General features: G+C 75.3%; 5 protein-coding genes and 1 pseudogene. 4 read left to right on the plus strand and 2 right to left on the minus strand.

Annotated elements, in window-relative coordinates; genetic code table 11:
- Together AB0K43_RS31135 and AB0K43_RS31140 are read right to left on the minus strand one after the other, a co-directional pair.
- Nucleotides 1-737: pseudogene (locus AB0K43_RS31135) on the minus strand (FUSC family protein); the annotation flags it as partial.
- A 135-nt stretch (nucleotides 738-872) separates the two neighbouring features.
- Nucleotides 873-1,325, minus strand: coding sequence for an RICIN domain-containing protein (locus AB0K43_RS31140; protein ID WP_363645739.1), 453 nt, complete (start codon nucleotides 1,323-1,325; stop codon nucleotides 873-875).
- 171 nt (nucleotides 1,326-1,496) lie between these two features.
- Between AB0K43_RS31140 and AB0K43_RS31145 the strand changes: the two genes are divergently transcribed.
- From AB0K43_RS31145 to AB0K43_RS31160, 4 genes are all read left to right on the plus strand, one after another.
- A complete protein-coding gene (locus AB0K43_RS31145; protein WP_363645741.1) occupies nucleotides 1,497-1,751 on the plus strand; it encodes a lipopolysaccharide assembly protein LapA domain-containing protein in 255 nt (84 codons plus the stop codon).
- Nucleotides 1,752-1,817: 66 nt separating this feature from the next.
- Nucleotides 1,818-2,684 carry a hypothetical protein gene (locus AB0K43_RS31150; RefSeq protein WP_363645743.1) on the plus strand — a complete coding sequence of 289 codons (867 nt, stop codon included), beginning with the start codon at nucleotides 1,818-1,820 and terminating at the stop codon, nucleotides 2,682-2,684.
- 203 nt (nucleotides 2,685-2,887) lie between these two features.
- Nucleotides 2,888-4,309, plus strand: a complete 1,422-nt coding sequence (locus AB0K43_RS31155; protein WP_363645745.1) for a lysine 2,3-aminomutase — start codon at nucleotides 2,888-2,890, stop codon at nucleotides 4,307-4,309.
- A complete protein-coding gene (locus AB0K43_RS31160; RefSeq protein WP_363645747.1) occupies nucleotides 4,306-5,619 on the plus strand; it encodes a phenylacetate--CoA ligase family protein in 1,314 nt (437 codons plus the stop codon). Before AB0K43_RS31155 ends, AB0K43_RS31160 begins: the two co-directional genes overlap by 4 nt.
- Nucleotides 5,620-5,664: the final 45 nt, after the last annotated feature.

Raw genomic sequence — 5,664 nt, forward strand, 5'->3', positions numbered from 1 at the left:
CGCCGCCCGGGCCCGGCCGGCCGCTCGGCCTCGGGGAGGTGGGACGGGCGCAGCGCCTGGCCGGCCGCCAGGGCGGCGGCGGCGCTGCCCGGCGACAGCGCCCAGGGTGCCCGGGCGAGGTCGAGGGCGCACCGGCGGGCGACCGTGGCGGCCTCGGCCAGCCGGGCGGTGTACGAGGGGACGGGCGGATCGGGCAGCAGGTAGGCCTCGGCGGCGATGACCAGCAGCAGGCCCAGGGTCAGGCCGCCGAGCCGCTGGTCGAGGGTCTGCGGTGCGTAGGGCGGGAAGCAGGGCAGGATGTAGAGCAGTTGGAGCCCGGGGGCGGCGCCGCCCGGCCGGGGCCCGCCCGCCGCCCCGAGGGCGAGGACGAAGCCGATCACCAGCATCCCGAGGACGGCCGCCCAGGTGCGGACCGCCAGCAGGGTGCCCAGGGTGACCAGGAGCCAGCCGGCCGGCAGTACCCGCCACACCACGGCGGCCCGCTGGCGGCCGGTGCCGGGGATGCGGGAGAGGCCGGCCATGGCGACCGCGCCGAACAGCGCGTAGGTGGCGGCGACCGGCCGGTCGAGCCCGTACAGGCAGAGGTAGAACCCGGCGCAGGCCGCCACGGTGATCCGCACGGCCCGGCGCGCGGCCTGCGGGCCCGGCCCGGCACCGCCGCGCAGGTGGGCGGCGGCCCGCCCGAGGATCGCGACGGGCCCTTCGGTGTCCGGCTGAGTGTCCGGCTCGGTGTCCATGGACCGCACCTCGTCCGCCTGCTCGGGCCGCTGGATGTCCCCCTGCCCCCGCGTCAGGGTAGGCGGGCCGGGGTGCGGGGCAGCGCGGTCGCGGGGCGGGGCGCGGTGGAGTTCGCCCGTTCGGGGGCGGGCCGGTCAGGCCCGCTCCAGCCGCCACCACTGGGCGGCCCGGTCGTGGTCCTCCCACTGCCGCACCGAGCCGTCCTCGGCGGCCTCCATCGCCTTGCCGCTGATGATGGCCGTCACCGTGTAGGTGCCGGGTGCGTCCACATGCTGCTCGAACAGCCACTCCTGGGCGCCGAAGGCGTTGGCCGACCACTGCTGGAGCGGGACGCCGTCCTCGGTCCGGGCGCCGGTGACGTCGAGGCGCTTGCCGCTGGCGGCGTTCTCCAGGTGGTACAGCCCCGCGCCTTGGTGGACGGCCGAGACCCGCCACACCTGGGCGTCCGAGCCGTCCTCGGCGCCCAGGCGCACCTTGGCGCCGTGCCGCGCGCTGCCGCCCGCCACCTCCAGCAGCAGGCCGCTGCCGACGTTGCGCAGCCGGTAGCGCCCGTCGGCCACCGGTCCGAGCCGCGGTGCCTTGCCCATCGCCCCACCCCCGAGGTCCTCGTGTGATCGTCCGGCGCCCACCGTACGCCGTCGCACCGACGTCGCACCGACGTCCCGGCGGCGTACCATCGACCACCGCGGCCGGCCACCCGGGGCGGCCGTCGGGGCACCGCCGGGACCTGGCCGGAAAATCGCTCCATACTGGGGAGCATGGCGCAGAACACCCCTCCGCCGCACCGCCCGCCGACCCTCACGGTCAAGGGGCGGGACGTGCGGCTCCGCACGCTCGGGATCACCGTCCTCGCGGTACTGGCCGTCTGGTTCATCGCGGTCAACACCGACTCGGTGTCCATCACGCTCTGGGTCACCACCGTCACCCTGCCGCTGTGGGCCGTGCTGACGGTGACCCTGCTGACCGGTCTGCTGATCGGCTGGTTCGTGGGCCGTCGGCGGGCCAAACCCTGACCGGGCCCGGCCCGCGAGTTCGCCGGCGGCCGCGTGCTCCCGCCGGGTCCGGGTAGGAGGCAGGGCATGGGATTTCTTCGCAGGTCTTCGGAGCCCGACCCGCCGGAGCGGGCCGAGCCCGCCGCCGAGCCCGAGCCGATCCCGCAGGACGCGGCCGGCGAGCTGGCCGCGCTCTCGACCGAGCTGGAGCAGGGGTCGGTCGCGGCCCGCCGCAGCGGCGTCCGCCGCACGGCCGCGCTGGTCGCGTCCACCGCCCGCACGCTGCGCCGGGGCGGGACGGCGGCGGCCAAGGGCGCGGGCTACGGCAGTCGCGCGCTCGCCGACCGGTTGCTGCGGACGGCGCCCCGGATCCCGGTCCGCGACCTGCCCACGCTGCGGGCGCAGCACCCCGAGGCGACCGATCCGGAGCAGCTGGCCGATCTCCTGGTCGCCGGCGCGCTACGGGCCTCCAGCGCTGTCGGGGCCAGCATCGGGGCGGCCGCGATGCTCCCGGTGCCGCCGGCGATGCCGGTGGAGATCGCGGCGGAGACCCTGGTGGTCGCCGCGGTGGAGATCAAGCTGATCGCCGAGCTGCACCAGGTGTACGGGGTGCCGGCGGTCGGCACCCCGGCCCAGCGGTCGGTGGCGTACGTGACCGCCTGGGCTGACCGGCGCGGGATCGACGGCGCGGCGCTGGCCCACCCGTCGGGGCTGGTCGCGCTGGCCGGGCTGGCCGTCGGGTCGGAGGTCCGGCAGAAGGTCAGCCGCCGGATCACCCGCAGCACGCTGCGCAAGCTGCCCTCGCTCGCGCCGATGCTGGTCGGCGCGGGGGTCGGGGCGACCCTCAACCGCCGGGACACCGCCCGGCTGGCCACCCGGGTCCGGGCCGATCTGCGCGGCCGCACCGCCCAGCGCGCCGACTACTGGGCCGAGGCCCGCCCCAGCGCCGGCTGACCGTCCGCAGGTGCAGGCGCCGCGAGCGGGGAACCGACCGCGGCAGCGGCGGGGGAAGGTGACACACTCCCGGCCGCGGCGCCCGTCCGGCCCCGCTCCGGGGTAGCGTCCGCTGCGGCGGCGCCGTACCCGCCCCGCCGCACGCCGGTGAGCTGCGCGGATCCGGGTGGATGCAGCGGCGATGCCCGGGCGATGCAGCACCGATGTTCGATCCACCGAGCCTGGTGGACGTGACAGCGATGACGCACACCGCGGCCGGCTCAACGGTCTACGACTACCGGCGCAGAGAGCTGATCGAGCCTGACTGGCGGCGCTTCCCGGCGTGGCGCACGGTCACGGCCGAGGAGTGGCGCGACCCGCAGTGGCAGCGCGCGCACTGTGTGAAGAACGTACGGCAGCTGCGCGAGGTGCTGGGCGAGGGCCCGGGCGAGGCCTTCTACGCCGATGTGGCGCGCGACCAGGCCGAGTTCGCCACCATGTCGCTGCTGCTGCCGCCGCAGGTGATCAACACCATGACGCCGGCCGCGGCACCGACGGCGGACGCCCTGTACGCGGACCCGGTCCGCCGGTACATGCTGCCGGTCGCCTCCGACCGCCACCCCGAGTGGCCCAGCCACCCGGTCGCCAGCCGCGATTCGCTGCACGAGGCGGACATGTGGGTGGCCGAGGGCCTGACCCACCGGTACCCGACCAAGGTGCTGGCCGAGGTGGTGGCCACCTGCCCGCAGTACTGCGGGCACTGCACCCGGATGGACCTGGTCGGGCCGGCCACCCCGGCCACCCCCAAGTACCGCTTCGCGCTCAAGCCCGGCGACCGGCTGGACCGGATGGTGGAGTACCTGCGCGCCACCCCCTCGGTGCGCGACGTGGTGGTCTCCGGCGGCGACACCGCGAACCTGCCCTGGCCCCGGCTGGAGGCCTTCCTGCTGCGGCTGCTGGAGATCGAGAACATCCGGGACATCCGGATCGCCACCAAGGCGCTGGTCGGCCTGCCGCAGCACTGGCTCTCCGACCAGGTCAGGGCCGGGATGGCCAGGGTCGCGGCGCTCGCCTTCCGGCGCGGCGTCAGCATCGCGGTGCACACCCACGCCAATGCCGCGCAGCAGGTGACCTCGATCGTCGGGGAGGCCTCCCGCGCCATGCTGGAGGCCGGCGTCCGGGACGTCCGCAACCAGGGCGTGCTGCTGCGCGGGGTGAACGACACCCCGACCGCGCTGCTCGACCTGTGCTTCGCGCTGCTCGACGGCGGCGGCATCACGCCGTACTACTTCTACCTCTGCGACATCATCCCCAACAGCGAGCACTGGCGGACCTCGGTCGCCGAGTCGCAGCGTCTCCAGGACGCCATCATGGGCTACCTGCCCGGTTTCGCCACCCCCCGGCTGGTCTGCGACGTGCCCTACGCCGGTAAGCGCTGGGTGCACCAACTGGCCAGCTATGACCGGGAGTCGGGCATCTCGTACTGGACCAAGCACTTCCTCACGCTGCTGGACGCGGACGACCCGCAGGCGCTGGAGCGCGTCTACGAGTACCACGACCCGATCTACACCCTCCCCGAGTCCGGGCAGGAGCTGTGGCGCCGCCGGTCGGTGCCGACCCTGTCGGTATTGGAGCGCAGCCGATGATGCTGTTCATGGACCCGGCCGCGGGCGAGGCCTTCGCGGCCGCGCACGGCCGGCTGCAGGAGCTGGAGGCGGCGGGCTTCGCGCCCGAGGCCGTCCGGCAGGTGCAGCAGGAGAAGCTCGCGCTGCTGTGGGAGCGCGCGGCCGAGGCACCGTACTACCGGGAGGCGGCCGGGGTCGCCGAGCGGGACCTGACGGCCGTGCAGCCGACGCCCAAGGACCGGCTGAAGGCCGCTCCGGAGGACTTCGCCCGGCCCGGGCTGGCCCGGGTGGTCAAGTACTACGAGAGCTCGGGCTCGGGCGGCATCCCCACGCCAACGCCCCGGGTGGCCGAGGACATCGTGCACAACGTGGTCGGGGTGGCCCCGCTGTGGCGGCGGGCGCTGGGCGCCGGGCCGCGCCGGGTGGCGGTGCTGCTGCCCTCGGACGTGGTGCCGGTGGCCGACTTCGTGGCCGGTGTCTGCGAGTACCTCGGGCACGCGGCGCTGCGCTGCTACCCGTTCACCACCGGGATGTGCGACTTCGACCGGTTGGAGCGGCTGTTCACCGGCTACCGGCCCGAGGTGGTCTTCGCCGCGCCCGGGGTGCTCACCCAGTGGACCCGGGTGCTGAAGAGCCGGGGCGCGCTGGACGCCGTCCGGGCCGAGGTGCGCACGGTGATGCTGCTCGGCGAGGTCTCGCTGCCGGCCCAGCGGGCCAAGCTGGCCGCCGACTGGCAGGCCGAGGTGTTCGACGCCTCGTACGGCAGTACCGAGACCGGCACCATCGCCGCCACCTGCGAACGGGACCGGTTGCACCTGCTCACCCACGGGCACGTGCTCGAACTGCGCGACGGGGACAAGCTGGTGCCCGCCGAGCCGGGCGCCGTCGGCGAGCTGGTGGACACCCCGCTGAACAACTTCGCCCGCCCGCTGCTGCGGTTCGCCACCGGCGACCTGGCCGAGGTGCTCGGCGAGCCCTGTCCGTGCGGCCTGGCGCTGCCGACGGTGCGCATCCACGGCCGCGGCAGCGACCGGGTGGAGATCGGCGGCGCCGTCGTGGACGAGCGGCTGATCGGCTCGATCGTCTACCAGGACCACCGGGTCACCGGCTACCTGATCCAGGTCCGGGCCGAGGGCACCAGGCTGGTGCTGGAGCGGGACGTCGACGTGAGCGACACCGACGAGCAGCTGGCCGACGACGCCCGGGAGCGGTTCGCCGGCACCGGGGTGAGCTGGGACCAGGTGCTGGTGGTCAGCCAGCTGCCGGCCACCACCAAGGCGGGCGGCAGCCAGAAGAACTGGAAGCGCACCAACGTGGTGGTCGCCGGATGAGCCAGTTCACCGTGCTCGCCGACGGCGGGGCCCGCCAGGGCGAGG

The sequence above is a fragment of the Kitasatospora sp. NPDC049258 genome, from assembly GCF_040678895.1.
GTDB lineage: Bacteria > Actinomycetota > Actinomycetes > Streptomycetales > Streptomycetaceae > Kitasatospora.